23 protein-coding genes, 1 tRNA gene and 1 pseudogene are annotated in these 24,799 nt (G+C 57.1%); 11 read left to right on the top strand and 14 right to left on the bottom strand.

Annotated features, from left to right (window positions below):
• Positions 1–157 precede the first annotated feature (157 nt).
• Positions 158–283: pseudogene (locus ABLX76_RS08795) on the bottom strand (IS3 family transposase); the annotation flags it as partial.
• Between the two features lie 219 nt (positions 284–502).
• Between ABLX76_RS08795 and ABLX76_RS08790 the strand changes: the two are divergent.
• A complete protein-coding gene (locus ABLX76_RS08790) occupies positions 503–1,060 on the top strand; it encodes a tyrosine-type recombinase/integrase (RefSeq protein ID WP_348874429.1) in 558 nt (185 codons plus the stop codon).
• A 514-nt stretch (positions 1,061–1,574) separates the two neighbouring features.
• On the top strand, positions 1,575–2,489 hold the full coding sequence (locus ABLX76_RS08785) for a hypothetical protein (protein ID WP_102051171.1): 915 nt from the start codon (positions 1,575–1,577) through the stop codon (positions 2,487–2,489).
• 174 nt (positions 2,490–2,663) lie between these two features.
• On the opposite strand, the gene ABLX76_RS08780 is transcribed toward ABLX76_RS08785, so the two are convergent.
• The 4 genes from ABLX76_RS08780 to proB all read right to left on the bottom strand — a co-directional run bounded on the left by ABLX76_RS08780 (position 2,664) and on the right by proB (position 5,985).
• Positions 2,664–2,906, bottom strand: coding sequence for a hypothetical protein (locus tag ABLX76_RS08780; RefSeq protein ID WP_142293024.1), 243 nt, complete (start codon positions 2,904–2,906; stop codon positions 2,664–2,666).
• Between the two features lie 525 nt (positions 2,907–3,431).
• Positions 3,432–3,504, bottom strand: a tRNA-Thr gene (locus ABLX76_RS08775).
• Between the two features lie 113 nt (positions 3,505–3,617).
• Positions 3,618–4,871 (bottom strand): glutamate-5-semialdehyde dehydrogenase, encoded by a 1,254-nt coding sequence (gene proA, locus ABLX76_RS08770; protein WP_348874428.1) that lies wholly within the window; start codon positions 4,869–4,871, stop codon positions 3,618–3,620.
• A 10-nt stretch (positions 4,872–4,881) separates the two neighbouring features.
• Complete coding sequence (gene proB / locus ABLX76_RS08765) at positions 4,882–5,985, bottom strand: glutamate 5-kinase (RefSeq protein ID WP_008805306.1); 1,104 nt, start codon at positions 5,983–5,985, stop codon at positions 4,882–4,884.
• Between the two features lie 289 nt (positions 5,986–6,274).
• Between proB and phoE the strand changes: the two genes are divergently transcribed.
• Entirely contained in the window at positions 6,275–7,327 is a 1,053-nt protein-coding gene (phoE, locus tag ABLX76_RS08760) for a phosphoporin PhoE (protein ID WP_004204700.1), read from the top strand.
• A gap of 44 nt (positions 7,328–7,371) precedes the next feature.
• Here phoE and ABLX76_RS08755 read toward each other — a convergent pair whose 3' ends face one another.
• A complete protein-coding gene (locus ABLX76_RS08755) occupies positions 7,372–7,938 on the bottom strand; it encodes an NlpC/P60 family protein (RefSeq protein WP_032428599.1) in 567 nt (188 codons plus the stop codon).
• A 411-nt stretch (positions 7,939–8,349) separates the two neighbouring features.
• Here ABLX76_RS08755 and ABLX76_RS08750 point away from each other — a divergent pair, with 411 nt between their 5' ends.
• Together ABLX76_RS08750 and ABLX76_RS08745 are read left to right on the top strand one after the other, a co-directional pair.
• Positions 8,350–9,219, top strand: coding sequence for a DMT family transporter (locus ABLX76_RS08750; RefSeq protein WP_348874427.1), 870 nt, complete (start codon positions 8,350–8,352; stop codon positions 9,217–9,219).
• A 95-nt stretch (positions 9,220–9,314) separates the two neighbouring features.
• Positions 9,315–9,980 carry an HAD family hydrolase gene (locus ABLX76_RS08745; protein WP_348874426.1) on the top strand — a complete coding sequence of 222 codons (666 nt, stop codon included), beginning with the start codon at positions 9,315–9,317 and terminating at the stop codon, positions 9,978–9,980.
• Between the two features lie 315 nt (positions 9,981–10,295).
• Here ABLX76_RS08745 and phnE (ABLX76_RS08740) read toward each other — a convergent pair whose 3' ends face one another.
• From phnE (ABLX76_RS08740) to phnC, 4 genes are all read right to left on the bottom strand, one after another.
• Positions 10,296–11,180, bottom strand: a complete 885-nt coding sequence (phnE, locus tag ABLX76_RS08740) for a phosphonate ABC transporter, permease protein PhnE (RefSeq protein WP_050533117.1) — start codon at positions 11,178–11,180, stop codon at positions 10,296–10,298.
• Positions 11,177–12,049 carry a phosphonate ABC transporter, permease protein PhnE gene (gene phnE / locus ABLX76_RS08735; protein ID WP_032453208.1) on the bottom strand — a complete coding sequence of 291 codons (873 nt, stop codon included), beginning with the start codon at positions 12,047–12,049 and terminating at the stop codon, positions 11,177–11,179. Before phnE (ABLX76_RS08735) ends, phnE (ABLX76_RS08740) begins: the two co-directional genes overlap by 4 nt.
• Before the next feature lie 66 nt (positions 12,050–12,115).
• Entirely contained in the window at positions 12,116–13,054 is a 939-nt protein-coding gene (gene phnD / locus ABLX76_RS08730) for a phosphonate ABC transporter substrate-binding protein (protein WP_032428601.1), read from the bottom strand.
• Positions 13,055–13,076: 22 nt separating this feature from the next.
• A complete protein-coding gene (phnC, locus tag ABLX76_RS08725; protein ID WP_102003836.1) occupies positions 13,077–13,919 on the bottom strand; it encodes a phosphonate ABC transporter ATP-binding protein in 843 nt (280 codons plus the stop codon).
• A gap of 901 nt (positions 13,920–14,820) precedes the next feature.
• Between phnC and ABLX76_RS08720 the strand changes: the two genes are divergently transcribed.
• From ABLX76_RS08720 to ABLX76_RS08695, 6 genes are all read left to right on the top strand, one after another.
• Positions 14,821–15,363, top strand: coding sequence for a helix-turn-helix transcriptional regulator (locus ABLX76_RS08720; protein WP_023288544.1), 543 nt, complete (start codon positions 14,821–14,823; stop codon positions 15,361–15,363).
• A gap of 73 nt (positions 15,364–15,436) precedes the next feature.
• Positions 15,437–16,024 carry a common pilus major fimbrillin subunit EcpA gene (gene ecpA / locus ABLX76_RS08715; protein ID WP_023288545.1) on the top strand — a complete coding sequence of 196 codons (588 nt, stop codon included), beginning with the start codon at positions 15,437–15,439 and terminating at the stop codon, positions 16,022–16,024.
• A gap of 58 nt (positions 16,025–16,082) precedes the next feature.
• Complete coding sequence (locus ABLX76_RS08710) at positions 16,083–16,751, top strand: hypothetical protein (protein WP_023288546.1); 669 nt, start codon at positions 16,083–16,085, stop codon at positions 16,749–16,751.
• A gap of 25 nt (positions 16,752–16,776) precedes the next feature.
• Positions 16,777–19,302: a fimbrial biogenesis outer membrane usher protein gene (locus tag ABLX76_RS08705; RefSeq protein ID WP_023288547.1), complete on the top strand. Its 2,526-nt coding sequence runs from the start codon at positions 16,777–16,779 to the stop codon at positions 19,300–19,302.
• Complete coding sequence (gene ecpD, locus ABLX76_RS08700; protein WP_194859298.1) at positions 19,292–20,935, top strand: fimbrial adhesin EcpD; 1,644 nt, start codon at positions 19,292–19,294, stop codon at positions 20,933–20,935. The genes ABLX76_RS08705 and ecpD overlap by 11 nt, the downstream gene beginning before the upstream one ends.
• Positions 20,904–21,614: a fimbria/pilus periplasmic chaperone gene (locus ABLX76_RS08695; RefSeq protein WP_065882846.1), complete on the top strand. Its 711-nt coding sequence runs from the start codon at positions 20,904–20,906 to the stop codon at positions 21,612–21,614. Before ecpD ends, ABLX76_RS08695 begins: the two co-directional genes overlap by 32 nt.
• 3 nt (positions 21,615–21,617) lie before the next feature.
• Here ABLX76_RS08695 and ABLX76_RS08690 read toward each other — a convergent pair whose 3' ends face one another.
• From ABLX76_RS08690 to ABLX76_RS08675, 4 genes are read right to left on the bottom strand one after another with little or no spacing between them, the layout of a single operon-like run.
• Positions 21,618–22,307: an amino acid ABC transporter permease gene (locus ABLX76_RS08690; RefSeq protein ID WP_017900979.1), complete on the bottom strand. Its 690-nt coding sequence runs from the start codon at positions 22,305–22,307 to the stop codon at positions 21,618–21,620.
• Entirely contained in the window at positions 22,297–23,049 is a 753-nt protein-coding gene (locus ABLX76_RS08685; protein WP_023288550.1) for an amino acid ABC transporter permease, read from the bottom strand. The genes ABLX76_RS08690 and ABLX76_RS08685 overlap by 11 nt, the downstream gene beginning before the upstream one ends.
• On the bottom strand, positions 23,046–23,864 hold the full coding sequence (locus tag ABLX76_RS08680; RefSeq protein WP_023288551.1) for an amino acid ABC transporter ATP-binding protein: 819 nt from the start codon (positions 23,862–23,864) through the stop codon (positions 23,046–23,048). The genes ABLX76_RS08685 and ABLX76_RS08680 overlap by 4 nt, the downstream gene beginning before the upstream one ends.
• A 1-nt stretch (position 23,865) precedes the next feature.
• Positions 23,866–24,675, bottom strand: a complete 810-nt coding sequence (locus ABLX76_RS08675; protein WP_002890106.1) for an ABC transporter substrate-binding protein — start codon at positions 24,673–24,675, stop codon at positions 23,866–23,868.
• Positions 24,676–24,799: the final 124 nt, after the last annotated feature.

Below are 24,799 nucleotides of genomic sequence, written 5' to 3'. Positions count from 1 at the left end.
ACATATCTTAATAACCAGGGGTAATTTTGTGGCTTCTTCCAGGCTAACCCTAAGGAATTTAAGATTAAAACCGGCAAACAGGTTGTCGAAGTTGGCCATTTTGTTTCCAGTGTTGCAACACGTCTCGGTATCACTACCCACAGTCTTTATGTAGTGGTCAGTAAAATTTGGCCACGAGTTTAGAGTTTTTCCAGAACGATCGTTCTGATTCATTCGGCGGCAAGTCATTATTACATTGATGGAATTTGAGTTGGCTGTAATATTCCGTGATGTTGTTCGCTATTGCTGCGCTAAAACTAGCGTATCCATTATCTGGCCCCTCTGTTTTGAGTGGCTTGATATAGAGTAAAGGAACAAAATACTTAAAAATGGCAATAAAAAGTATAAATCACTTCACTGATTCTGGAGGCTATTTGAGCAATGCACTCAAAGGTAAAAGTGAGTTTTAAGATGAAAAAACTGAAATATATTAAAATGTAATCTAGATTAGAGGATGATAATCATGGCTAAGACATCGGCGGTATCGCCAGAACAGGCTAAACAAATCGAGGCGGCATTGCGTCAGCGTAGCGCGGTTGCAGCAGATGCCTGGAAGCTAAACCTACAACTGGCGTTACCAATCAGTGACCTACTGTCGGTTAGATACGATGATGTACAAGGGAAGTTCCTAAGACTCAAAGAGGGGAAAACAGACAAGCAGCGTGAGTTAGTTTTGAACACTGAGGCGCTAAAGGTGCTCAAACGTCGCCGGAAACAGAATCCAGAAGATGCCTTTGTATTCCAGTCAAAATCCAATCGAGTGAAAGGCCTGGAGCCTAAACCAGTATCAAGGGTATTCGTAGCTCAAGCCATAAAAGAGGCATCACAAGGGATTGTAGAGACGGGGATTAGCGTTGCCACCCACTCAGCCAGAAAAACCCGTGCTCGTGCTCTGTTGAAAGCAGGAACGCTTATTGAGGTCATCTCTCGGATGCTTAACCACAGTAGCCCAGCAGTTACTATGACCTACTTGGATATCACACAAGACGAAGTGAATCAGACCTATCAGATGGTGATCTAAGTTCCTCACAGATAATGCTAGCCAATTGTTAACTATATGTTGCATACCTCTGCCAAACAGGACTGAGGTCAGCCCCTGCGCTTATGGTGATTGCGCGGCATGAAGCCGCTTAATTAGTACAACCGATGAAGAAATCAGCATTCGATCAAATTTACATATTTTTTTCAATCTTGTTGAAATCTTCTCCAGGCCTTATGCGACGTGGACTTGCGGGTTATTACCCTTCCGCAACCTCAATTTAACGTCAAAATCAACCCTTGTACTCAAAAGATTCCTTAATAAAATATAGCTTATGTAGTAGGTAGTCATGATCATGCCACTACATGTAGTGCCCTTGCCTAAATTGCAGGCATAAAAAACCGGGTTCATTTACACAAACCCGGTCCTGAAGCATAACCACCATGAGTTTGCAGACTCATAACGATTGTTAGCCCCATCATCATTCCTGACGGCTTGATTGTGCCAGGCTTGGTTGGTTGTGTAAACCATAAGTTTTTACGCAAAAGGAATTACCATGCTTATTCAGAAAAAACGTATTAGAAATATCGATAACTACATTACCACATTTGATGGTAGGGATGTTTTTATCGCACATGCATTACCTAGCCAGCAGAAGGGAGAATCGATTGGGTTTACTGCAAATCAATCTCTAGGTGAAGAAGTTCTCCCTCACATCGTTGGAGCTGTAACTCGTTTCAATGCGAATGGTAAATCAGTGCCGGACAAAACTTTGCCTAAGGAAACTGCTTACCGCCAAGTTTCATGGACATGGAAAAAATGGGTTGGCAGGGGCCAAACTGAAGAAGTCACTGAAACGAGGGAAATCGAGTATCAGCGTTACCAGAGAGTTTTCACTCCACCTCCTGGCGTCGAATTGAAAATTGTTGAGAATCTAAACGGGGAAAAGTTAGTAATATCTCCTAAATTGACTTTGACAGATGAAAAAAAGGATCTTGTAACACATTGCGTTAACTTGTTTTTAGAGTTATTTGGTCTTTGCGAAGTGGTTGACGAGGAACTCAATACTATTGTCACCACTCAGTCTATAAAGCTGAACTGGAGCCTCCTTCCTCAAGGGCAATATCCTTGGAGTACAATAGGCCCTCAGATAATGTCAGCAATCAAACCTCGAGGAAAAGGAAATTCTGCTGTAGTCGAGGGTAGACTTCAACTCATTAACAGCAAACAACCTGATTTTGTCGCTGTAGGAAAGGCTGGCTTTCAAGGTTACGTGATTTTTGGATTCCCCAACCACAATACCTATGTATTAGAAAGTTCACAGTGTAACAATGCAACCTACATTTTTGACAATGATTGGCAACATTTATCGCAATTAACTAAAGCTGAGATTTTAGATGGAAATTTGCATCATGCCAGAGTAATTCACCGTAGAAACTGGACTGCCGAAATTCTCAGATACTTACCTTAACTCTTTTATCGCGGGAGGTATACCTCCCGCATAAGACCAATTGCAATAAAATGTGGAACGCCAAAGAGGAGAAAGACCTTGCTAGCGGTATAAAGACATATCGCATACGCAGAAGTCCCAAAAGGGTACCACTGCCCGAGTGTGAAGACGTTTATTGATGGCTAAAGTAGAACTTTAAAGGACTCTGCAATCAAACTTTATATTCGTAATTCCTGCTCTTTGAATTGCAGCATAAGCAACATCAGTTAAATTGTTTCTTTCTCCACCCCTTTCTCTCGCAGGAATGAGCCAAGAGATATTTTCTAATGAAGAGATGCCGTAGTAAATATCAAGAATATGAAACTCGCTATCTAACTCAAATGAGTTGCTTTTAGTTTCACCATTAAGATCGTAACTATAATGTACTTTTATTGTCATCCTTCTTATCTCCTAGCTGTATGAGTAGTCAAAGGTAGCGTAGCGCAGATTTTGGACAATACAAGCCATAAAGCCCCGTTGGTGATACAGCAACAAGCGGAGCGTAGCGACGTCATCAGATTGTCAGAGGGATCACACCTTATCAGGATGCTCGTGTACCTTTCGGAGCGTGAGCGAGACGCTGATAGAGCTTGCATGTGGTGTGCAAGTACCAATATCACCATAAACCTGTTTATCCCTCAGTGAGGGGCATCGGGCTTAAATGCGTGTGATCAATCTGTTTCGGGATGGTTTAGAGACGTTGGCAGCGTCATTAGCTTCGAGTTGATAGCGGTTCGTGTAGACTGTTCACGCTTTGTACCTGTTCGAGCTTTACAACTACAGGCCGCTACGTGCTAACATCCCTGAATAGCCACTGTTAACCATAGCGGCAACTGTTGGTCATAGAATCCCTTAAAAGAAGATCGTAACTTGAGAGAGAAACACTCTTTAATTGGTTGTTTTTAATGGATTTTGTTGTGTGAGTGCCGATAATAGGAGTCGAACCTACGACCTTCGCATTACGAATGCGCTGCTCTACCAACTGAGCTATATCGGCCCTGCAAGAGGTGTTCACGAGCGTGAATCACGAGGCAAAAGGTTAGAACTTAGCGGGCGATGCGTCAATAGTCAGTAGAATCAACTGCCTATTTTTGCATCGCCCGTTCTCATTTACGCACGAATGGTATCGTCGCCGAAACCGATCCACTTATAGGTGGTTAACGCTTCCAGTCCCATCGGGCCGCGGGCGTGCAGCTTCTGGGTGCTAACTGCCACCTCCGCACCGAGGCCGAACTGGCCGCCGTCGGTGAAGCGCGTGGAGGCGTTCACGTAGACCGCGGAAGAGTCCACTTCATTGATAAAGCGGTTGGCGTTACGCAGGGTGCGGGTCAGGATGGCGTCGGAGTGCTGGGTGCCATGCTCGCGGATATGGGCGATAGCCTCATCCATATCGGCCACGACTTTCACGTTCAGATCCAGCGACAGATACTCGTCGTCATACTGCTCCGCTTTCACCGGCTCGACCTTCGCCGGGCCGTTTTGCAGCGCGGGCAGGGCGGAGGGGGCGGCGTGCAGGGTGACGCCGCTCTCGGCCATCTGCTTGCTTAACGCCGGCAGGAAGGTGTCGGCGATGTTGTGGTGTACCAGCAGCGTTTCCACGGTATTGCAGGTGCTCGGCCGCTGGGTCTTGGCGTTGACAATGATCTTCAGCGCAGGGGCGATCTCGGCGGTTTCATCAACGAAGATATGGCACACGCCAATCCCGCCGGTGATCACCGGGATCGTTGACTGCTCGCGGCACAGCTTGTGCAGGCCCGCGCCGCCGCGGGGGATCAGCATATCGATGTATTTATCCATCTTCAGCATTTCCCCCACCAGCGCGCGATCCGGGCTCTCAATGGCCTGCACCGCGGCGGCCGGCAGACCGCACTCCTGAAGCGCCTGCTGGATCACCTTCACCGTGGCGGCGTTGGTGCGCCAGGTTTCTTTCCCGCCGCGCAGGATCGCCGCGTTACCGGTTTTCAGGCACAGGGAGGCGACGTCGACCGTCACGTTGGGACGCGCTTCATAAATCACGCCAATCACCCCCAGCGGGACGCGGCGACGTTCAATACGCAGGCCGCTGTCCAGCAGCCCGCCGTCGATCACCTGGCCGACCGGGTCGGCCAGATTGCACACCTGGCGCACATCGCTGGCGATGCCGCTCAGACGCGCCGGGGTCAGCGCAAGGCGATCGAGCATCGCTTCACTCAGACCATTGGCGCGAGCTTCCGCTAAATCTTCCGCGTTGGCGCGCAGAATATCGTCGGTCTGCGCTTCCAGATAATCGGCGATCTTTTCCAGTACCTGGTTCTTTTCCCGGCTGGAGAGTAACGCCAGCTGCCAGGAGGCCGCTTTGGCGGCAATGCCCATTTGTTCCAGCATTTTCAGCTCCTTAACGGATGATCATATCATCGCGGTGGACGGCCACCGGGCCGTATTCGTAGCCCAGAATGGCATCGATTTGCTGCGAGTGCTGGCCGGCGATAAGGCGCAGCGCGTCGCTGTTGTAGCGGCTGACGCCGTGCGCGATATCGCGTCCTTCGCTATTGCGGATGCGGATCACTTCGCCGCGGGAGAAGTTGCCGCTGACGATTTTGATGCCTTTTGGCAGCAGCGAGCTGCCTCGTTCGAGGATCGCCTGGGTCGCGCCCGCATCGACGGTCAGTTCACCGGCCGGCGGGGCGCCGAAGATCCAGCGCTTACGGTTCTCCAGCGGAGACTCCTGAGCGTGGAAGCAGGTGCCTACCGGCAGGCCTTCCATCGCGTGGCCGATGACGTCCGGGCGGTTGCCGGCGGCGATAATAGTATCAATCCCCGCGCGGCAGGCGACGTCCGCGGCCTGCAGCTTGGTGCCCATGCCGCCGGTGCCAAGACCGGAGACGCTGTCGCCGGCGATGGCGCGCAGCGCGTCGTCGATGCCGTAGACGTCTTTAATCAGCTCCGCCTGCGGGTTGCTGCGCGGGTCGGCGGTGAACAGGCCAGGCTGGTCGGTTAACAGCAGCAGCTTATCCGCCCCGGCGAGGATCGCGGCCAGCGCGGAGAGATTGTCGTTATCGCCCACTTTGATTTCCGCGGTGGCGACGGCGTCATTTTCGTTAATGACCGGGACGATGCTGTTATCCAGCAGGGCGCGCAGGGTGTCGCGGGCGTTGAGGAACCGTTCTCTGTCTTCCATGTCGGCGCGGGTCAGCAGCATCTGGCCAACGTGAATGCCATAGATAGAAAACAGCTGTTCCCACAGCTGGATCAGACGGCTTTGTCCCACCGCCGCCAGCAGCTGCTTGGAGGCGATGGTGGCGGGCAGTTCCGGGTAACCAAGGTGCTCGCGCCCGGCGGCAATGGCCCCGGAGGTCACGATGACAATACGGTGTCCCATGGCGTGCAGCTGTGCGCACTGGCGCACGAGCTCGACGATATGGGCGCGGTTCAGGCGGCGGGACCCGCCTGTTAAAACACTGGTGCCCAGTTTTACCACCAGCGTCTGGCTTTCACTCATGATTCTCTGCCGTTCAAAAGGAATATCGATATCGAGCTGATGTTGTAGCAGGAGTCGGCCCGCTTGCCAACACCCGGGGCGGCGGGCGCGCCATTTTATTGCGCGGGATCGGGCATTCTGGAGAGGGAGTATGACAAAAATATGTCAGATACATTTAAATACGCTTTTTTATAAAAAGTTCCACCTTGTCATAAATATTTAATCTCCCGGCGTTAAAAAACCTCCTGTTTTTGATGGGCGAGCGCCCGCAATTGAATAGCGCGTATAAATAAATCACCAGGACTGAATAATGAAAAAGAGTACTCTGGCATTAATGATGATGGGCTTTGTGGCTTCAACGGCGACGCAGGCAGCGGAAGTTTATAACAAGAACGCGAACAAGCTGGATGTGTACGGCAAGATTAAAGCCATGCATTATTTCAGCGATTATGACAGCAAAGATGGCGATCAAACTTACGTGCGTTTCGGTATTAAAGGCGAAACGCAGATTAACGAAGACCTGACCGGCTATGGCCGTTGGGAATCTGAATTCTCCGGCAACAAAACCGAGAGCGACTCCAGCCAGAAGACTCGTCTGGCGTTCGCCGGCGTGAAGCTGAAAAATTACGGTTCTTTCGATTACGGTCGTAACCTTGGCGCCCTGTACGATGTGGAAGCCTGGACCGATATGTTCCCGGAATTCGGCGGCGATTCCTCTGCCCAGACCGATAACTTTATGACCAAGCGCGCCAGCGGCCTGGCGACCTACCGCAACACCGACTTCTTCGGTCTGGTGGATGGCCTGGATCTGACCCTGCAGTACCAGGGTAAAAACGAAGGCCGTGAAGCGAAGAAACAGAACGGCGACGGCGTTGGCACCTCGTTAAGCTATGACTTCGGCGGCAGCGACTTCGCCGTCAGCGCGGCCTACACCAGCTCCGACCGTACCAACGATCAGAACCTGCTGGCTCGTGGCCAGGGTTCGAAAGCGGAAGCCTGGGCGACCGGCCTGAAATATGACGCCAACAATATCTACCTGGCGACCATGTACTCTGAAACCCGCAAAATGACCCCGATCAGCGGCGGTTTTGCCAACAAGGCGCAGAACTTTGAAGCGGTGGCGCAGTATCAGTTCGACTTCGGTCTGCGTCCGTCCCTCGGCTATGTGCTGTCGAAAGGGAAGGATATCGAAGGGGTGGGGAGCGAAGATCTGGTTAACTACATTGACGTGGGCCTGACCTACTACTTCAACAAAAACATGAACGCCTTCGTGGATTACAAAATCAACCAGCTGAAAAGCGATAACAAACTCGGCATCAACGATGACGACATCGTCGCGCTGGGCATGACCTACCAGTTCTGATCAACTTCAGAACCACCCGCCGCAGCCCAGGCTGCGGCTTTTTTTTAGCGGCGGTTCTTCGCCAGATGCAGGGTGTCGCTGTTCATGGTGATCTGCGCGTTATACTCCTTCGGCAGACGTCGCGCCTGATAGAACGCCGATTCCCAGTAAGGGTTGTCCAGCGAAGAGCGCATCACGCCCTGGCTGCTCGAGGCGTGAAGGAAATTATGATCGGTATCGTAAAAGCCAACGTGCATCCCGGCCCGGGTGCGGAAGAAAACCAGATCGCCGGGACGTAAATCGCGCTTATTGACCCGCACGCCCATGTGCAACAGCTCACGGGTGGTGATCCGCTCCATCGGCAGGTTAAAGCGATCCTTCAGCGTGCGCCAGACGAAACCCGAGCAGTCGACGCCGCTTTGTTCAGTCCCGCCCCATTCATAGGGGGTTCCCTGCCAGGTGTGCATCTGATCATGCAGGGCCGCCACCACCGGGATCAGATCGTCCGATCCGCTATCAATGGTCATATCCGCATGAGATTTTGTGTGTTTTGCCTGTTTCGGTGAGGAGGAGCATCCTGCCAACAACAAAAAAGGAATTAACAAGAGAGCATGCTTCAGTTTTGGCTTCATATCGTTATTTTCGAAGTAGCAAGCAGACTGCTTTGTTTTATAGCCGATTAAAAAGAACGGCTAAATAAGCTGATGCCGCCTTTACGTTTATTTACGATTAAAAATAAACAACGATGGGATGGATCAGCCATAAAGGGCAGTTGTCACTTCGCAACAGTCTGTGCCAGGATTCTGTCATCAACATCTCACGAGGCATTCCATGACGCATAACGCCATCGCCGCCGAGACTTTACCCGACGCCGCTTTCGACGCGGGGTGGATGACGTCTGCGCCTCATCATTGCTTCGCCACGCTCTGCCCACCGCCTCCCCCTCCAGACCGGGTTGTTTTCGGCGCTTAACGCCGTCTTTCCAGGCGCTTACCTGCCGGTATGACGCTTGATACCTTGTGTTTGACGTTCGGGAGCATGCTATGCACGTTCGCTATTCTCTGCTCGCCTCGCAGGCGACAACGGCCACCTTTGTGCTGCTGTGGGGCAGCGCGGCCATTTTTACCCGCTGGGGACTGGACAACGCCTCGCCGATGGCGCTGCTGGTCTTTCGTTTTCTGGTTGCCCTGGTCGCGCTGGCGCCGCTGGTCATCGCCCGTCGACGCTGGCTGCCCGCGCCGGGCACTCGCCTGCAGACAGCGGCCACCGGCCTGATGCTGATTGGCGGCTATTCGGTCTGTTACTTCGAGGCGATGGCCAACGGCGTGACGCCGGGGCTTATCGCCACCATCATGGGGATCCAGCCCATCCTTACGCTCTGCGTGGTGGAGCGCCGCCTGCAGGGGCGGCGGCTGTTGGGGCTGCTGATTGCCCTGGCGGGGCTGGTGCTGCTGGTGTGGCGCAGCCTGGCGATGTCGCCGATGGCGATGACAGGGATCCTGTTTGCGCTGGCGGCTCTGCTGCTGATGACCTTTGGCGCGCTGTGGCAAAAGCGCAGCCGCCAGTCGCCGGCGGATGTCCTGCCGCTGCAGTATGCCGTTAGTCTGGGGCTGTGCCTGTTGATCGCCCCGGTCAGCGGCTTCCGGTTTACCGTTAACGCCGGGTTGATTATTCCGGTGCTGTTTCTCGGGCTGCTGATTTCGGTGGTCGCCCAGCTGCTGCTGTACCGTCTGCTGAGCGCGGGGAATATCGTCAATGTCACCAGCCTCTTTTATCTGGTGCCAGCGATCACGGCGCTGCTGGATTATCTGCTGCTGGGCAATCGGCTGCCGGCGGCGGCGATGGTCGGTATGGTGGCGATCGTCGGCGGGATCGTGCTGGTGTTCCGCACCGGCAAGGTCCGCGCCGGCTGACGGCGAGCCGGGCGCGGTGGCGTCCGGTTCATTTTCCTGTCATCTTTTTTACGCATGCTCCCGGCAGCTTATTTTGACCAGTAAGGGAAGGTACCATGGGCAACACGCTGACGATTTTCGATCTCGATAACACCCTGATACAGGGCGATAGCAGTACGATCTGGAGCCAGTTTATGGTTCGCGAAGGGCTGGCGACGCAGAAGGGGTATCTTGCCCGCGAGGCGCGGCTGATGGCGGATTATGACCGGGGAGAGATGAATATCGCCGATTATGTGGCCCTGATCCAGGCCCCGCTGGCCGGAATACCGAAATCGGACGTAGACGCGCTGGTGGCCCGCTGCGTGCGTGAGGCGATCCTGCCCCGGGTCTATCCGCAGGCGTGGGAACTCATTCGTCGTCTGCGGGCCGAGGGGGAGCAGATGCTGATTATCTCCGCCTCGGTTAGCCTGCTGGTGCAGTCGGTGGCCGCCGCGCTGGAGATTGAGCAGGCGCTGGGCATTGACGTGGCGATGGTCGACGGCGGCTACAGCGGGGAGATTGCCGGGATCCCCAGCTATCAGCAGGGAAAGGTGGCGCGTCTGGCGCAGTGGCGCGAGGCGCATCCGCAGTATGACGGCGAGGTGACTTTTTACACCGATTCCATTAACGATCTGCCGCTGTGCCTGCATGCGGATCGCGTGCGGCTGGTCAATCCCTGTCCGCAGCTGCAGGCGGCCGGTGCCGGATATGGCTGGCCGGTGCTGAGCTGGCGGCTGGAATAGCGGAGCGGATAAATGTTTCTGCGGGTTCAGTCGTTGTCGGCCGGGCAAGGCGTGAGCCGCTATCCGGCATAAAGGCGGCTTCGTGCCGGCGGTCGTTGCCCGGCGGCGCTGCGCTTGCGCGGGTCTACGGGGGGTGAGCCTGTGAGAGGAACTTGTAGGCCGGGTAAGGCGCAGCCGCCACCCGGCAACATCACGGGTACCGCGCCTGACGTCTCGCCCGGCGGCGCTGCGCTTGCACGGGCCTACGGGGTGTGAGCCTGTGAGAGGATCCTCCAGGCCGGGTAAGGCGCAGCCGCCACCCGGCACAAAGGCGCGCTAGCGTTCCTTCTGATACAGCGGCACTACGGCGCCGCCGATATAGCGACGGCGCAGCCAGGCGGAGAGGGTGTCCATGATCATCACCACCGCCACCAGCAGCAGCGTGATAAACATCACCACATCCCAGTTCCACAGGCGCATATTCTCGGCATAGATAAGCCCGATACCGCCGGCGCCGACGAAGCCCAGCACCGCCGCGGAGCGGGTGTTGGATTCAATCTGGTACAGGCTCAGCGCGAGGAAGGTCGGGAACGACTGGGTAAAAATACCAAAACGATGCTTTTGCAGGCCGTTCGCGCCCACGGCGGTCAGCCCGCGCCCGGGGGAGCGGTCCACGGCTTCGTGTCCTTCCGCGTACAGCCGTCCCAGCAGACCGGTGTCCTGCATGATGATCGCCAGCACCCCGGCCAGCGGCCCGAGGCCTACCGCGCGCACGAAAATCAGCCCCCAGATAGCCATGTCGATCCCGCGCAGCACATCAAACAGGCGGCGCATCAGCAGGGCGAGGGTCCCCAGCACCACGCCGCGCATGATGTTGCGGGCGGCGAAGAAGGAGAGCAGCAGCGCCAGCACCGTGGCGGTGAGCGTCCCGGCGAAGACGATAGCCAGGGTAATGCCGATTTGCGTGAAGTAATAGCCGAACGGCCAGTTCCAGAAGTCGTGCCAGACGAACATCCGCGCCAGATAGCGGCCAATCTGCTGCAGGCCGGTGGTCAGCTGTTCGCCGCTGATGCCGAACTGCAGAAAAAACCAGACGTAATAGAGCACGCAGGCCAGCGCCACCAGCCCGACGTAGCGCAGGTAGCGCCCCTGGACCTGATAGAGCTGTTTATGCTGCCGACGGCTGGCGGCGATATCCGGTTGCATGTGCCAGACGCTCATTTCTTACCCTCCAGTACCCACAGGCGCAGACGACCGGACAGCATGTCCAGCGCCGACACCACCAGAATGATCAGCAGCAGGGTGATGCTCACCTGATCGTAGCGGTCGAGCTTGATGTTGGTCATCAGCTCCTGGCCGATGCCGCCCGCGCCTACCAGCCCGAGAATGGTCGACGAGCGGAAGTTGATTTCAAGCCGCATAAAGCCGTAGGAGAGAAACAGCGGTTTCACCTGCGGCCACAGGGCGAAGCGAATTTTCTGCAGCGGCGATGCGCCGCAGGCCGCCAGGCCGCGTACCGGTTTGTTTTGCGCGCTTTCCACCGCCTCGTAGAACAGTTTGGTCAGACTGCCGACGGTATGCAGCATGAGCGCCAGAAAGCCCGGGATCGCGCCGATGCCGAACGCCATCACAAAGATCACCGCCCACGCCAGCTCGGGCATGGTGCGCAAAAACGCTACCAGCACGCGAATGGCAAAGCGCACCGGCGCCGGGGACCAGGCGTTATTGGCGGCGAGAAACGCGAAAACCGTGGCAATGGCGACCGCCACCAGGGTTGAGGCCAGCGCCAGCTGCAGGGTTTCCCAGATCAGCGGCAGCTGGATCGGCAGGCGATAGCCCCACCAGGCCAGCGACCCTTTGGTCTGCACGTCGGCGAACAGGTTGCCGGCGCTCAGGGGCGGAATAGTCTCTGCCATATAGTCCAGGAAGTGGGGCAGCGAGTGCCAGATAGTCAGCAGATTAAATTCCGCGGCGCTGCCGGCGGCAAAATAGAGCGCCAGCAACAGCAGCGACCAGCAGACGGCATCGCGTTTTTGCCGCGAGCGTATCTGCTGGTAATAGCGTTCAAATTCGATGTGGGTCGTCTTCATGCGTCGGGGATCTTCAACGTAGCGCCGCCGCTCACCTCGGGGCAAGCCGGCGGCGTTGAGGCAGGATTAACGCGCGCTCACCAGCTCGCGTTTCATATCGATAATCTGCTGGAAATCAGCCACGCTGCCCGGGCCGATGTGCTGCGTACCGCCCATCGCTTTGATAAAGCAGGCGTGATCCTCAGTATCCAGTTTTTTCACCGCCGCCACGACCTTCGCCTTAAAGTCCGCCGGCAGCGCATTGCTCACCAGGATCGGGCCGTTCGGGATCAGCGGCGATTGCCAGATAATGCGGATCTGCTTCATCAGATCCGGATGATCCATGCGAATCAGGCGGTTGAACGCGCCGGTGGTGTAGCCGGTGTTGTAATCGCCAACCATCGAGGCCCAGGTCACCGCTCCCGCGAACTGGCCATTCAGCACGCCGAGGATGTCCTGCTCGTGGCCACCGGAGAAGGTGACGCTGGAGAAGGTGTTGTTGTATTTGTTGTCGGCGTTGCCGCCAAATTTTTCTTTAAACGCATGGTTAGGGATCAGATACCCGGAAGTGGAATCCGGGTCGGCGAAGCCAAAGGCTTTGCCTTTTAAATCGTCCAGCGTTTTATATGGGGAGTCGGCTTTGACAATCACCACCGAGTGATAGCCGCGAGACTGATCTTTGTCGTCCACGGCGATGCCGACGATATCCACCGCTTTCGGGTTATTGAGATAAACCGAGGCGTAAGAGGAGGGGGACATGCTCAGCACCACGTCGACTTTACCCCCCAGCAGACCCTGAATCACCCCGGAATAGTCGGAAGAGTTACGCAGTTTGGTATCCACGTTCAGCTCTTTATCGAGGAAGGTCTTCACGCACTGGTTGTCGCCGATTTGCTGGGTGGCGTTCTGGCCGCCGAGAATGCCCAGATTCAGCTCTTTCGGCTGCGCCGCCGCTGCCTGCCATGCCATCATCATGCCCGCGACCATTGCGGATAAACGAACTGCGCCAGTCATATATTTTTTCATTATGTTGCCCGTGTGAGTGAAATTAATGCAATTGGCTAACGTCATCGCCGTACAGCTGCTGCAGTACATCCTGCGTCAGCCGGGAGGGGTGATCGTCAAAAATAAGCTGTCCGTTGGCGACGCCGATAACCCGGGTGCAGTAGGACCTGACCAGCTCCACCGAATGCAGGTTGACCATCACGCTGATGCCCTGCTCGCTAATCTCGCGCAGCACATCCATGATGCGCTGAGTGTTTTTCGGATCCAGCGAGGCGACAGGCTCGTCGGCCAGCAAGATCCCGGGGTTTTGCATCAGCGCCCGGCAGATCGCCACCCGCTGCATCTGTCCGCCGGAGAGGTTCTCCGCCCGCTGCAGCGCGTGCGGCAGCATGTTCATCCATTCAAGCAGCGCAATGGCGCGCGCCCGGTCGGCTGCGGGAAAGATTTTAAACAGCGATTTCAGGGTTGAAGTCTGGCTGAGGCGGCCCAGCAGAACGTTGGTGAGCACGTCGAGGCGCGGCACCAGGCAGAAGTCCTGAAAGATCATCCCGCAGTGGCTGCGCCAGGCGTTGAGCGCGCGGCCTTTCAGCCGGGAGACATCGTGCGGGGTACCGACTTCCGGGTAGCTAAGAATTTCGCCGCCGCTGGCGCTGTGGGTGCCATTGAGAACATGCAGGAGCGTCGATTTACCGGCGCCGGAACGGCCAATAACCCCGACCATTTCACCGGCGTGCAGGTCAAAGCTGATGCCGTCCAGCACCTTGTGCTGAGCCTCGTAGGCTTTACTCAGGTTGCGCACGCTTAAGACCTTCCGCTGCCGGCCGGCATTGAGATCGGTGAACGGCTGGAAATCAGTTTCGGCCACCGCGGCAAGAGAGCTGTTCATAAGAGTGTCCAGGTTCGTCATTAACTGGCCACTATTAATAGGTCTTTATGTGAAATTTCGATGACGGTATTGCGAACAAACCGTGAACAGGCGGGAAAGGGCGGCGGTGAGCGGTCCACCCGCGCGCGCGGCACGCTGGCAACGTTGCCGATCACGGCACCCTCGGCCCCCGGTCCACCCGCGCGCGCGTGGCGCGCTGGCGAAGCGCCGAAAAGCGGCTATGCTTTCGGGGACGCGGAGACAGGCGCCCCTTGACGGCCAGAATCCTCGTCAATCTTCGTTTAATCTTGCTGATAAGAACTGTTATATCGAATAGATAATGCGTCTGCCTTTGTTTAGCATTCAACATTCCGCAGGTATTAACATATACATAACTATTTTGTGCGGCAGGTTAATCTATTCATGAGTCTTATGTGTTGGTGAATCATCCTGGTTATTGCTAGTTTTTGGATTTATATTCTTTATTTTTTAATAAACTTGGTCTATTCGACAGCTTCACTCTACCCTCCATTAAGAATATTCCTAACATAATAGGGTGAAGATCCTGGGTAATATAAAATTCAGCTAAGAGTCGACGGTAATATTGCCAATAACCTTATGAAAATAAATGTCTTTTTTCTTCCCTCAAAAAAACGATATTTTCAGTTTTTGTAAATATTGACCTGGGCGCGAAATTCATTGCCTTTCCGCATGTTGACACTCTATAGGAAAAAACTTAAATTCAACGCCAAGCAGAAAATAATTATAGCTCAACCCCGCTTATCCAATATTGATAGGTAATGCGTGTCTTATTTAATGGCGATTTATTAAAGGAATGGAATACGCCAGTTAACTTAATAGGCCTGGCAAGCAGTGACGTTGTAAAAATGATTACTTCAAGGACTATGAGGTTAAAAACTATATGGAATATAAAAGCTGTTCCGATAAGTATATTTGGTCTGCCCATGACTCCTACTTCTATAAAGGATTATCCGAACTGATTGTTGATATCGACGAGTTAATTTATCTGTCGCTAGAGAAAATCAGAAGAGATTTCGTGTTTATCAATCTCAATACGGCTTCGTTAAACGAGTTTATCAGGCGCGACAGCGAATGGCTATCCGCGGTAAAGGGGAAACAGGTCGTATTAATTGCGGCCAGAAAGTCAGAGGCCTTAGCGAATTACTGGTATTACAATAGCGATATTCGCGGCGTGGTATATGTTGGCCTGAGTCGCGATATTCGAAAAGAGCTGGCCTATGTGATTAATGGCAGGTTTCTCCGTAAAGATATTAAGAAAGATAAAATCACAGACCGGGAAATGAAAATTATCCGCATGACCGCCCAGGGCATGCAGCCGAAATCGATCGCCAGAATTGAAAATTGTAGCGTGAAGACAGTGTATACCCATCGGCGCAATGCTGAGGCCAAGCTGTATTCCAAAATATATAAGTTAGTTCAGTAACACCCAGGCAATTTAATTTTTGAATGGTTCACCGGGACATCATGTCCTTAATTCAACTCAGGAAGAAAAAGCGATGAAAAAAAAGGTTCTGGCAATAGCTCTGGTAACGGCGTTTACCGGTATGGGTGTGGCGCAGGCTGCTGACGTAACGGCTCAGGCTGTAGCGACCTGGTCTGCGACCGCCAAAAAAGACACCACCAGCAAACTGGTCGTCACCCCGCTCGGCAGCCTGGCGTTCCAGTATGCCGAAGGCGTGAAAGGTTTTAACTCACAGAAAGGTCTGTTTGACGTGGCAATTGAGGGTGACGCAACGGCGACCGCCTTTAAGCTGACCTCGCGTCTTATCACCAACACCTTAACCCAGCTGGATACCTCCGGCTCCACGCTGAGCGTGGGCGTGGATTATAACGGCGCAGCGGTGGAAAAAACCGGTGATACCGTGATGATCGATACCGCCAACAACATTCTGGGCGGCAACCTCAGCGCGCTGGCTAATGGCTACAACGCCAGCGGCCGCACCACCGCGCAGGATGGTTTCACCTTCTCTATCATCAGCGGCACCACTGACGGCACCACCGCCGTGACCGATTACAGCACCTTGCCGGAAGGGATCTGGAGCGGCGACGTTAGCGTCCAGTTCGACGCCACCTGGACCAGCTGATCCTTCTGATGCACCAGCAGGGGGGGCTCCCCCTGCTTTTTTCACGGACGGAATTGTTATGAAAAAGCACCTTCTGGCCCTCGGACTGCTGCTTGCCGGAGTATCGCCGGCGCAGGCGCTGGATGTCGGCGATATCTCATCTTTTATGAACAGCGGCAGCAGCACGCTGAGCAAAACGATCAAGAACAGCACTGACAGCGGCCGGCTGATTAATATCCATCTCGAACGGCTCTCTTCCCCGCTGGATGACGGACAGGTTATCCCGATGGATAAACCGGATGAGGTGCTGCTCACTCCCGCCAGCCTGCTGCTACCCGCCCAGGCCAGCGATGTAATCCGCTTCTTCTACAAAGGCCCGGCGGATGACAAAGAGCGCTACTACCGCATTGTCTGGTTCGACCAGGCGCTCAGCGATGCCCAGCGCGATAACGCCACCCGCAGCGCGGTGGCCACCGCTTCCGCCCGCATCGGCACCATCCTGGTGGTGGCGCCCCGGCAGGTGAACTACCGCTTTCAGTACGCCAACGGCTCCCTGACCAACACCGGGAACGCGACGCTGCGGATCCTCGCCTACGGCCCTTGCCTGAAGGCCGCCGAGGGTAAGGAGTGTAAGGAGAACTACTACCTGATGCCGGGTAAATCACGCCGTTTTACGCGCGTGGACACGGCGGATAAAAAAGGGCGGGTTGCGCTTTGGCAGGGTGAGCAGTTTGTTCCCGTGAAATAGACAGCTGTGCAGATGGATAACGACGATGCCTCTACAACGGATTTCCCCAGGACTGAAAACACGACTTGCCTTCGGCATGTTTTTTTTGTTCGTTCAGCCCGACGCCAGCGCGGCTGCCCCAGGGGCGCAGCAGATTGGCGGGGTGATTATTCCGCAGGCCTTCAGCCAGGCGCTGCAGGACGGCATGAGCGTTCCGCTCTATATTCATCTTGCCGGCAGCCAGGACACCCGGGACGATCAGCGGATCGGCAGCGCCTTTATCTGGCTGGACGGCGGCCAGCTGCGCGTTCGGCAGATCCGGCTGGAGGACAATGAGGGTAACGCCAGCGTCAGCGAACAGACCCGCCAGCAGCTGACTGGCCTCGCCAACGCCCCGTTCAGCGAGGCGCTCACCATCACGCTGACCGACAGCGCGCAGCTGGATCTCAGCCTGCGCCAGCTGCTGCTGCAGCTGGTGGTCAAGCGCGAGGCGCTGGGCACCGTGCTGCGCTCGCGCAGCGAAGACATCGGCCAGTCGAGCGTCAACGCCCTCAGCAGCAACCTGAGCTATAACCTCGGCGTCTATAACAACCAGATGCGCAACGGCGGGAGCAACACCTCCAGCTATCTGTCGCTGAACAACGTCACGGCGCTGCGTGAGCATCATGTGGTGCTCGACGGCTCGCTGTACGGGATCGGCAGCGGTCAGCAGGACAGTGAATTATATAAGGCCATGTATGAACGCGATTTCGCCGGCCACCGCTTTGCCGGCGGGATGCTTGACACCTGGAACCTGCAGTCCCTGGGGCCGATGACCGCTATTTCGGCGGGCAAGATTTACGGCCTTTCCTGGGGGAACCAGGCCAGCTCCACCGTCTTCGACAACAGCCAGTCCGCCACGCCGGTGATCGCCTTTCTGCCGGCGGCGGGCGAGGTGCATCTCACTCGTGACGGCCGGTTGCTGAGCGTCCAGAACTTCGCCATGGGGAACCATGAAGTGGATACCCGCGGCCTGCCGTACGGTATTTACGACGTGGAGGTGGAGGTGATCGTCAACGGGCGGGTGGTCAGCAAACGCACCCAGCGGGTCAATAAGCTGTTCAGCCGGGGACGCGGCGCCGGCGCGCCGCTGGCGTGGCAGGTGTGGGGCGGCAGTTTTCATATGGATCGCTGGTCGGAGAGCGGGAAAAAGACCCGGCCGGCGAAAGAGAGCTGGCTGGCGGGCCTCTCGGCCTCCGGGTCGCTCAGCACCCTAAGCTGGGCGGCAACGGGCTATGGCTACGACAACCAGGCGGTGGGAGAAACCCGCCTGACGCTGCCGCTGGGCGAGTCGATCAACGTTAACCTGCAAAATATGCTGGCCAGCGACAGCTCGTGGAGCAGCGTCGGCAGCATCAGCGCCACGCTGCCGGGGGGCTTTAGTTCAGTGTGGGTCAACCAGGAGAGAACCCGCATTGGCGATCAGTTGCGACGCAGCGATGCCGACAACCGGGCGATCGGCGGCACCCTCAACCTCAACGCGCTGTGGTCGAAGCTGGGGACATTCAGCGTCAGCTACAACGATGACCGTCGCTACAACAGTCATTACTACACCGCGGATTACTATCAGACGGTCTACAGCGGCGCTTTTGGATCGCTCGGCCTGCGGGCGGGGATCCAGCGCTATAACAATGGCGACAGCAGCGCCAACACCGGGAAATATATCGCCCTCGATCTGTCGCTGCCGCTGGGCAACTGGTTCAGCGCCGGGATGACCCATCAGAACGGCTACACCATGGCTAACCTCTCAGCGCGCAAGCAGTTTGATGAAGGCACCATTCGCACCATCGGCGCCAATCTGTCGCGGGCCATCTCCGGCGATACCGGGGATGACAAAACCCTCAGCGGCGGGGCGTATGCCCAGTTCGACGCCCGCTACGCCAGCGGCACGCTGAACGTCAACAGCGCGGCGGACGGCTACGTCAACACCAACCTCACCGCCAGCGGCAGCGTCGGCTGGCAGGGCAAAAATATCGCCGCCAGCGGACGAACCGACGGCAACGCCGGGGTGATCTTCAACACCGGACTGGAGGATGACGGTCAGATCAGCGCCAGGGTCAACGGGCGGATCTTCCCGCTCAGCGGCAAGCGTAACTATCTGCCGCTCTCTCCCTATGGCCGCTATGAGGTGGAGCTGCAAAACAGCAAAAACTCGCTCGACAGTTACGACATCGTCAGCGGGCGCAAGAGTCATCTGACCCTCTATCCCGGCAACGTGGCGGTGATTGAGCCTGAGGTGAAGCAGATGGTCACCGTCTCCGGTCGTATTCGGGCGGAAGACGGCACGCTGCTGGCGAATGCGCGGATTAACAACCATATCGGCCGTACCCGCACCGATGAAAATGGCGAGTTTGTCATGGATGTGGATAAGAAATACCCCACGATCGATTTCAGCTACGGCGGCAATAAAACCTGCGAAGTGGCGCTGGAGCTCAGCCAGGCGCGCGGCGCCGTCTGGGTGGGGGATGTGGTTTGCAGCGGCCTCTCGTCGTGGGCGGCGGCGCAGCAGACAGGAGAAGAGAATGAAAGTTAACCCCTTAATCGCCCTGGCGATCCTCGCGCTGCTCTGGCCGGCGGCCGCGCTCAGGGCGGCGGTGTCGAAGACCACCTGGTCGGATGCGCCGGCGCGCGAGTTTGTGTTTGTGGAAAACAACGCCGACGACAACTTTTTCGTCACCCCCGGCGGGGCGCTGGATCCGCGCATGACCGGCGCCAACCGCTGGACCGGCTTAAAATACACCGGCTCCGGGACCATCTATCAGCAGAGTCTCGGCTATATCGATAACGGCTACAACACCGGGCTCAATGCCAACTGGAAGTTTGATATGTGGCTGGAAAACTCGCCGGTTTCGCACCCTTTAACCGGCCTGCGCTGCATCAACTGGTACGCCGGGTGCGATATGGCCACCAGTCTGATCCTGCCGCAAACCACCGACGCCAGCGGGTTCTATGGCGCGACGGTGACCAGCGGCGGCGCGAAGTGGATGCACGGTATGATGTCGGACGCCTTCTATCAGTATCTGCAGCAGATGCCGGTCGGCGGCAGCTTCACGATGACCATCAATGCCTGCCAGACCTCGGTGAACTACGACGCCAGCAGCGGCGCGCGCTGTAAGGATCAAGCCTCCGGCAACTGGTATGTGCGCAATGTCACCCACACCAAAGCCGCGAGCCTGCGGTTGATAAACACCCACTCGCTGGCGGAGGTGTTTATCAACAGCGATGGCGTGCCGACCCTCGGGGAAGGGAACGCCGACTGCCGGACGCAGACCATCGGCAGCCGCTCAGGGTTAAGCTGTAAGATGGTCAACTATACGTTGCAGACCAATGGGTTAAGCAACACCTCGATCCATATTTTCCCGGCGATCGCCAACTCGTCGCTGGCCTCGGCCGTCGGGGCGTACGATATGCAGTTCAGCCTCAACGGCAGCTCATGGAAGCCGGTGAGCAATACCGCCTATTACTACACCTTCAACGAGATGAAGAGCTCAGACGCAATCTATGTATTCTTCTCCAGCAACTTCTTTAAGCAGATGGTGAATCTCGGGATCAGCGATATCAATACCAAGGATCTGTTCAACTTTCGCTTCCAGAACACCACCTCGCCGGAGTCAGGCTGGTATGAGTTTTCCACCTCCAATACGCTGATTATCAAGCCCCGTGATTTCAGCATCAGCATTATCTCCGACGAATATACCTCGGCGCCGTCGCGGGAGGGGTATGTCGGCAGCGGCGAACCGGCGCTCGATTTCGGCTACATCGTCACCACCAGCGGTAAAACGGCCGCCGACGAAGTGCTGATCAAAGTGACCGGACCGGCGCAGGTGATTGGCGGGCGCTCCTACTGTCTCTTTAGCTCCGATGACGGTACGGCGAAAGTGCCGTTCCCGGCGACGCTCTCTTTTATCACCCGCAGCGGCGCGACACAGACCTACGACGCCGGGTGCGATGACAGCTGGCGGGATATGACCGATGCGCTGTGGCTGACCACGCCGTGGACCGATATCTCCGGCGAAGTGGGGCAGATGGATAAGACCACGGTGAAATTCTCGATTCCGATGGATAACGCCATTTCGCTGCGGACGGTAGACGATAACGGCTGGTTTGGCGAAGTCAGCGCTTCAGGAGAGATTCATGTCCAGGCGACGTGGCGCAACATTAACTAAGGCCCTGCTGACGGTGGGCTGCCTGCTGGTGGCTCCGCTGGCGCAGGCTATCTCGGTCGGCAACCTGACCTTTTCCCTGCCGGCTGAAGCGGATTTCGCCAGCAAACGGGTGGTCAACAACAATAAAAGCGCGCGGCTGTACCGCATCACCGTCAGCGCCATCGATCGCCCGGGCGGCAGCGAAGTGCGCTCCCGGCCGGTGGATGGCGAGCTGCTGTTCGCCCCCCGTCAGCTGGCGCTGCAGGCCGGGGAGAGCGAATACTTCAAATTTTACTATCATGGCCCGCGAGACAACCGCGAGCGCTATTATCGGGTCTCGTTTCGCGAAATCCCCACCCGCAACCTGACGAGGCGCGGCCCGACCGGCGGCGAGGTCAGCATGGAGCCGGTGGTGGTGATGGATACCATTCTGGTGGTGCGCCCGCGCGAGGTGCAGTTTAAATGGTCTTTCGATAAGGTGGCCGGGACGGTGAGCAACACCGGCAATACCTGGTTTAAGCTGCTGATTAAGCCAGGATGCGATTCGACCGAAGAGGAGGGGGACGCGTGGTATCTGCGTCCCGGGGACGTGGTTCGCCAGCCGGCGCTGCGCAAGCCGGGGAACCACTATCTGGTCTATAACGACAAATTTATTAAGATCAGCGATACCTGCCCGCTGAAGCCCCGCCCCGCGGAGTGAACCTTACCCGGCGGTCGCACGGCGGGTAAAGCGCCGGCTGGCCAGCAGGCTCAGACCGCAGCACAGCAGGTAGTACACCGCGCCGGTGAAGACGAAGATCGCCAGGGGATAGATCTGCACCCGGTTGTTGACCTGGCCGGCCACGGTGGTCAGCTCCGGGACGTTGACGATAAACGCCAGCGAAGTGTCCTTCAGCAGGCCGATAAAGATCCCCACCAGCGACGGCTGAACGTTGCGCAGCGCCTGCGGGAGCAGCACCAGGCGCAGCGTTTGCCCGGGGGCGAAGCCCTGAGTCAGCGCCGCCTCATACTGACCTTTCGGCAGCGACTGCAGCCCGGCCAGCACCGAGTGCATCACCGAGGCGGCGGTAAACCACGCCAGCGCCAGGGTCACGGTCACCGCGCCGGGCAGATCGCCGCCGGTCAGCATCGGCAGCAGATACCACAGCCAGAAGATGACAAATATCAGCGGGATGCCGCGGATAATTTCCGCCCACAGAAACAGCAGACGCCGCGTCAGTCCGCCGTAGCGCCAGGCCAGGCCCGCCAGCGCAATGCCTCCCGGCAGCGCCAGCAGCGTGGCGCCGATAGCCATCAGCAGGGTCAGGGCCACGCCGCCGGGCTGGCCCTCCGCCAGCCGGCCCCACAGCAGGTAATCAAGGTTATCGGCGATCACCGCCAGATTAGCGTTCATGTTGGGCGCTCCGTTGCAGTTTTCTTCCCGGGCCGAGACGCGTTAGCGCCACGCCCATCGCCACCCCCAGCGCCAGGTACAGCGCGGTGCCGACGGCAAAAGCCTCCAGGGCGTGCGCGTTATAGCTCTCAATCTGCCGCACCTGATAGGTCAGTTCCGCAAAGCCGATGCCGCTGGCCAGCGATGAGAGTTTCATCAGGTTGAGATACTGGCCGACAATCGGCTGCCAGGCGTTGGCCAGCCCCTGCGGCAGAAGGATAAAGCGCAGCTCCTGCCACGGCGTAAAGCCCTGCGACAGCGCGGCTTCCCGCTGCCCGTGGCTGACGGCGCGCAGTCCGGAGGCGATCTCTTCCACCAGAAAGGCGGAGGTAAAAACCCCCAGCCCCCACATTGAGCAGAGGAACTCCGGCGTCAGCCACCAGACGTTGCCCGGCAGAATGGACCAGGCGTGCTCGTCGTTCACCACGTTCTTCACCGCCAGCGGCAGCAGGTTCCAGGCGGCAAAGTACCAGAACAGCAGCTGGACCAGCAGCGGGGTATTGCGAAACAGCGAGACCCACGCGGCCACCAGCCCGCGCCCCGCGCGGCCGCCGCCGAGACGCAGGGCCAGCAGCAGGACCGCCAGCAGAGTGGCGAGCAGGATCCCGGCGACGCTGACCCAGACGGTGGTGAGAAAACCAGAGATAATCCATTGCAACGGCTGTCCGCTCAGGACGCCGTGCCAGTCAAGCATCGGCGTCACTCGAGGCTCTCCTGGTGCAGCGGATCCAGCACCTTCTGCAGAAAACGCCGCGCGCGGGCATGCTGCGGATGGGCGAAAAACTCAGCCGGCGGGGCGACCTCGAGAATGTCGCCGCCGTCGATAAACACCACCCGGTCGGCAATTTCGCGGGCAAACTGCATCTCGTGGGTCACCACCAGCATGGTGATCCCGCTGTGGGCGAGGTTTTTCATCACCTGCAAAACTTCGCCGATCATCTCCGGGTCGAGGGCCGAAGTGGGCTCATCGAACAGGATAATCTGCGGCGAGGAGGCCAGGGCGCGGGCGATCGCCACCCGCTGCTGCTGGCCGCCGGAGAGCTGCGCCGGCATCTGCTGCGCTTTCTCCTCCAGCCCAACCTGACGCAGCAGCGCCAGCGCTCGCTCCTGTGCCGCGCTTTTTCCCCAGCCGTGGACGCGCTCCAGCGCCAGCGTGATGTTCTCCTGCGCCGTCAGGTGGGCGTAAAGGTTGAACTGCTGGAAGACAAAGCCGACGCGGCTGCGCAGCTGGCGCAAGGCGCTGCCGCTCAGCCGGCTGGTGGGTTTGCCGTCGATCAGGATCTCGCCGCCGCTTAAGGATTCGAGCTGGTTGATCAGGCGGATCAGCGTCGATTTTCCCGATCCGGAAGGGCCGAGGATCGCCACCACTTCGCCGGGATCGACCTGCAGGTTGATGGCGTTAAGCACCTGATGATCGCCGTAGCGCTTGGCCACCTCACGAAAGGTAATGCTGGCGCGCTGTAGACGTGAAAAATCCGCGGCCGGGGCCGCGGAGTGGGAGAATAAACCCGAGAACATATTATTTCGCTTCTATGGTAAAGGCGCGCGGCTGCGGCGTTTTAGTGGCAGGGCCAAACCAGACATCGTAAATTTTCGCAGCTTCGCCGGTTTTCTCCAGCTTCACCAGCTCATCGTTGACGGCCTTCAGCAGGGCTGGTTCGCCTTTCTTCACCCCCACGCCAATCTCTTCTTTGCTGAGCAGGTCGGGCAGAATTTTAAACTTGGCTTTATCCGGCGCTTCCGCCAGCAGACCGGCAAGGATGGTGCTGTCCTGGGTGATGGCCTGGACGTTGCCGTTGCGCAGGGCGGTCAGGGCCAGCGGAATATCGTCATAGGAGAGGACGCGAGCCTGCGGGAAACGCTGGTGCAGCGCCTGTTCGCCGGTGGTGCCTTTCACCGCGCCGATGCGCGCTTTGCTGTACTCATCAAGCTTATCCGGAGAGCCGGCCGGCACGAGGAACTGCTGGCCGGTGACGAAATACGGCGTTGAGAAATCAATAACCTGGGCCCGCTCCGGGGTGATGGTAATGTCGGCGACGATCAGGTCGGCTTTGCCGGACTGCAGCAGCGGAATACGGTTGGCCGGGTTAGTGGCCACCAGTTCGAGTTTGACGCCGAGCGCTTTCGCCAGCGCCTGGGCAAAGTCGACGTCGTAGCCGACGATATGGTGGGTTTTGGCGTCCACGGAGCCGAACGGCGGGTTGGCGTCAAAGGTGGCGACTTTCACGACGCCGGCGGCTTTGATGTCAGCCAGCTGGTCGGCCTGCGCCTGCGAGGCGAGCAGCAGCATACCCAGCGCCAGTGCGATTTTTGTGGTTTTGTTGCGCATATTTTTTCCCCTGAATCCCTGTTTTGTTTTGTGGACATCACGCTCCCACACATTCCCCGTCGGCGGCAAAGAAGAAAAAATTCTTATCTATAACGAAAAAGAACTTAACAAACCTGTGGGTATT

Origin of the sequence: Klebsiella sp. JB_Kp004 (assembly GCF_040065795.1) — a bacterium.
Taxonomy (GTDB): Bacteria; Pseudomonadota; Gammaproteobacteria; order Enterobacterales; family Enterobacteriaceae; genus Klebsiella; species Klebsiella quasipneumoniae.
Note: the sequence above shows the minus strand (reverse complement) of the source record. Positions and strands in the feature narration are given on the sequence as shown.

Bases quoted from the DNA above. Each gene is read 5' to 3' on its own strand.
- ABLX76_RS08745 (WP_348874426.1), top strand. From the start codon at position 9,315: ATGGGCAACACGCTGACGATTTTCGATCTCGATAACACCCTGATACAG.
- proB (WP_008805306.1), bottom strand. From the start codon at position 5,985: ATGAGTGAAAGCCAGACGCTGGTGGTAAAACTGGGCACCAGTGTTTTA.
- ABLX76_RS08675 (WP_002890106.1), bottom strand. From the start codon at position 24,675: ATGCGCAACAAAACCACAAAAATCGCACTGGCGCTGGGTATGCTGCTG.
- ABLX76_RS08750 (WP_348874427.1), top strand. From the start codon at position 8,350: ATGCACGTTCGCTATTCTCTGCTCGCCTCGCAGGCGACAACGGCCACC.
- phnC (WP_102003836.1), bottom strand. From the start codon at position 13,919: ATGAACAGCTCTCTTGCCGCGGTGGCCGAAACTGATTTCCAGCCGTTC.
- proA (WP_348874428.1), bottom strand. From the start codon at position 4,871: ATGCTGGAACAAATGGGCATTGCCGCCAAAGCGGCCTCCTGGCAGCTG.
- ecpA (WP_023288545.1), top strand. From the start codon at position 15,437: ATGAAAAAAAAGGTTCTGGCAATAGCTCTGGTAACGGCGTTTACCGGT.
- ABLX76_RS08790 (WP_348874429.1), top strand. From the start codon at position 503: ATGGCTAAGACATCGGCGGTATCGCCAGAACAGGCTAAACAAATCGAG.
- ABLX76_RS08695 (WP_065882846.1), top strand. From the start codon at position 20,904: ATGTCCAGGCGACGTGGCGCAACATTAACTAAGGCCCTGCTGACGGTG.
- ABLX76_RS08680 (WP_023288551.1), bottom strand. From the start codon at position 23,864: ATGTTCTCGGGTTTATTCTCCCACTCCGCGGCCCCGGCCGCGGATTTT.
- ABLX76_RS08755 (WP_032428599.1), bottom strand. From the start codon at position 7,938: ATGAAGCCAAAACTGAAGCATGCTCTCTTGTTAATTCCTTTTTTGTTG.
- ABLX76_RS08690 (WP_017900979.1), bottom strand. From the start codon at position 22,307: ATGAACGCTAATCTGGCGGTGATCGCCGATAACCTTGATTACCTGCTG.
- phnE (WP_050533117.1), bottom strand. From the start codon at position 11,180: ATGAGCGTCTGGCACATGCAACCGGATATCGCCGCCAGCCGTCGGCAG.
- ABLX76_RS08785 (WP_102051171.1), top strand. From the start codon at position 1,575: ATGCTTATTCAGAAAAAACGTATTAGAAATATCGATAACTACATTACC.
- phoE (WP_004204700.1), top strand. From the start codon at position 6,275: ATGAAAAAGAGTACTCTGGCATTAATGATGATGGGCTTTGTGGCTTCA.
- ABLX76_RS08710 (WP_023288546.1), top strand. From the start codon at position 16,083: ATGAAAAAGCACCTTCTGGCCCTCGGACTGCTGCTTGCCGGAGTATCG.
- ABLX76_RS08720 (WP_023288544.1), top strand. From the start codon at position 14,821: ATGGAATATAAAAGCTGTTCCGATAAGTATATTTGGTCTGCCCATGAC.
- phnD (WP_032428601.1), bottom strand. From the start codon at position 13,054: ATGAAAAAATATATGACTGGCGCAGTTCGTTTATCCGCAATGGTCGCG.
- ABLX76_RS08780 (WP_142293024.1), bottom strand. From the start codon at position 2,906: ATGACAATAAAAGTACATTATAGTTACGATCTTAATGGTGAAACTAAA.
- ABLX76_RS08705 (WP_023288547.1), top strand. From the start codon at position 16,777: ATGCCTCTACAACGGATTTCCCCAGGACTGAAAACACGACTTGCCTTC.
- phnE (WP_032453208.1), bottom strand. From the start codon at position 12,049: ATGAAGACGACCCACATCGAATTTGAACGCTATTACCAGCAGATACGC.
- ecpD (WP_194859298.1), top strand. From the start codon at position 19,292: ATGAAAGTTAACCCCTTAATCGCCCTGGCGATCCTCGCGCTGCTCTGG.